Source organism: Mesorhizobium sp. M1E.F.Ca.ET.041.01.1.1, from assembly GCF_003997355.1.
GTDB lineage: Bacteria > Pseudomonadota > Alphaproteobacteria > Rhizobiales > Rhizobiaceae > Mesorhizobium.
Genome location: NZ_RZSL01000683.1, coordinates 1 through 2,865, shown reverse-complemented (window position 1 = coordinate 2,865; position 2,865 = coordinate 1). Strand labels below are relative to the sequence as shown.

1 protein-coding gene is annotated in these 2,865 nt (G+C 65.2%); it reads left to right on the top strand.

Annotated features, from left to right (window positions below):
* The first annotated feature begins 291 nt into the window (after nucleotides 1–291).
* Nucleotides 292–2,802, top strand: a complete 2,511-nt coding sequence (locus EOA38_RS32540; protein ID WP_127301154.1) for a heavy metal translocating P-type ATPase — start codon at nucleotides 292–294, stop codon at nucleotides 2,800–2,802.
* Nucleotides 2,803–2,865 lie beyond the last annotated feature (63 nt).

The window sequence follows — 2,865 nt, the reverse complement described above, 5'->3', positions numbered from 1 at the left end:
TGCCGGAGCCGTCGCCGGCGCTCGCCCTCGTCAGCGCCGTCATGTCGCGGCGCAAGGCGTCGCCTTCGATGATTTCGTCGAGTTTCAGGGAGATCTTTGCCATTCGGCGGCGTCTATAGCGTGTTTTCGCGGCGCTGTGTATGGGGCGGGCGGCCGCGTTGCCAATGACATGCGATTGATGCAGCGCAAGGCCGGACGACCGAAATTCCCAAAAATCGAAACCGCCCCTTGACCTTCCAGTTACTGGAAGGACTACCTCCGCCCCATTCGATAATTCCGAGGCGTTTCGACATGAGCCATTCCGACCATCATCACCATCACGCGCATGGCGCATCCTGCTGTTCCGCAAAAGGCGCTGCGCCGGCCGCGGAAGCCGTGATCCGCGATCCGGTCTGCGGCATGACGGTGGATCCTTCCGCCGGCAAGCCTACGGCCGAACACAATGGCCGGACATTTCATTTCTGCAGCGAGCGCTGCCGCACGAAATTCCAGGCCGGGCCGGAAACATATCTGACGGCGACCGATCCCGTCTGCGGCATGAATGTCGACCGCGCGAGCGCGAAGCATTTCGTCCGCCACGAAGGCCAAGGCTTCTATTTCTGCTCGGCAAGCTGCAAGGGCAAGTTCGAGGCCGAACCGGCAAAATACCTTGACGGCCGGCCGGCGCCGGAGCCGATGCCGAAGGGCACGCAATACACCTGCCCGATGCATCCCGAGATCATCCGCGACAAGCCCGGCTCCTGCCCGATCTGCGGCATGGCGCTGGAGCCGATGGGCGTACCGACCGGCGATGAGGGGCCGAACCCGGAGCTGGTCGATTTCACCAGGCGATTCTGGGTAAGCGCGCTGTTGTCCGTGCCTTTGCTCGTCTTCGCCATGGCGCCGATGCTGGGTTTCAGCTTCGAAAGCTTCATCGACGGCCGGACGAAGACTTGGGCGGAACTGGCGCTGGCAAGCCCTGTGGTGCTGTGGGCTGCCTTCCCGTTCTTCCATCGCGGCTGGGACTCGATCCTGAACCGCAGTCCGAATATGTGGACGCTGATCTCGCTGGGCGTCGGCGCGGCCTATCTCTACAGCGTGGTCGCCGCCCTGTTCCCAGACATTTTCCCGCATCAGTTCCGTGGCCATGACGGCGCCGTGCCGGTCTATTTCGAGGCGGCCGCGATCATCGTCGCCCTGGTGTTCCTTGGCCAGGTGCTGGAACTCAGAGCCCGCGAACGCACGGGCTCGGCCATTCGCGCCTTGCTCGACCTTGCTCCGAAGACGGCGCGCCTGATCGGCGCCGACGGTTCCGAGAAGGACGTGCCGCTCGACAGCGTCCAGGCTGGAAACCGGCTCCGCATCCGCCCCGGCGATGCTGTGCCGGTGGACGGCATCGTGCTGGAAGGCCGCTCGGCGGTCGACGAATCGATGATCACCGGCGAGCCGCTCCCGGTCGAGAAGACGGAAGGCGATCCCCTGACCGGCGGCACGCTCAACAAGAACGGCTCGCTGATCATGCGCGCCGAAAGGGTCGGCGCCGAGACCACGCTCTCGCGCATCGTCGAAATGGTCGCCAAGGCGCAGCGTTCGCGCGCGCCGATCCAGGCGCTGGCCGACCGCGTATCCTTCTATTTCGTCCCGGCGGTCGTGCTGGTGGCCGTCATCGCCTTCATTGCCTGGTCGTTCTTCGGGCCTGAGCCCAGCCTGATCTTCGCCATCGTCTCGGCGGTGTCGGTGCTGATCATCGCCTGTCCCTGCGCGCTGGGTCTTGCGACACCAATGTCGATCATGACCGCGACCGGGCGCGGCGCCCATGCCGGCGTGCTGATCAAGGAAGCGGCGGCGCTGGAGCGCTTCGCCTCGGTCGATACGCTGATCGTCGACAAGACCGGCACCTTGACCGAGGGCAGGCCGAAGCTGACCGACGTCGCCGCCGCCGAGGGCGCCGATGAGAATGAACTGCTGGCGCTCGCCGCCACGCTTGAAAAAGGCTCGGAACATCCGCTCGCCGAGGCGATCGTGGAGGGGGCAGCCGAACGCGGCGTCAAGCTTGCCGGTGCCGAAAACTTCGAGGCCATCACCGGTAAGGGCGTTGCCGGCACGGTGTCCGGCAGAAAGGTGGCGCTTGGCAATGCGGCGATGATGGCCGACCTTGGCATCGACACCGCGCCTGTTTCCGCCAAGGCGGAGGCATTGCAGGCTGAGGGCAAGACGGCGATGTTCGTTGCCGCCGACGGCAAGCTCGCCGGCCTCGTCGCTGTCGCCGACCCGGTCAAGGCCACCACGGCCGAAGCGATCAGGGCGCTGCACGACAAGGGCCTGAGGATCATCATGGCGACTGGCGACAACGAGCGCACGGCAAAAGCGATTGCCGGCAAGCTCGGCATCGACGAGGTGCGCGCCGGTCTGTTGCCCGATGAGAAGGGCGCGCTGGTCGAGGAATTGCGTGGAACGGGCGCGGGCATTGCCATGGCCGGCGACGGCGTCAACGACGCGCCGGCGCTGGCCAGCGCCGATGTCGGCATCGCCATGGGTACCGGCGCCGATGTCGCGGTCGAAAGCGCCGGCATCACGCTGGTCAAGGGCGATCTCAACGGCATCGTCAGGGCACGCACGCTCGCCCAGGCGACGATCCGTAACATCCGCCAGAACCTGTTCTTCGCCTTCCTCTACAACGTGCTCGGCGTGCCTGTCGCCGCAGGCGTGCTCTATCCGCTCACCGGCACGCTTCTGTCGCCGATGATTGCGGCGGCGGCGATGAGCCTGTCGTCGGTCTCCGTCATTTCCAACGCCTTGCGGCTGAGAACATTGAAACTCTGAGCGAAGCTCCCAGATACGCATTCCAACCGCAAAGGAGACCTGAATGACCCTGGCCAAGAAGAT

What these genes read in the sequence shown, in the direction of transcription:
- EOA38_RS32540 (WP_127301154.1), top strand. Translation starts at nt 292, where the DNA reads ATGAGCCATTCCGACCATCATCACCATCACGCGCATGGCGCATCCTGC.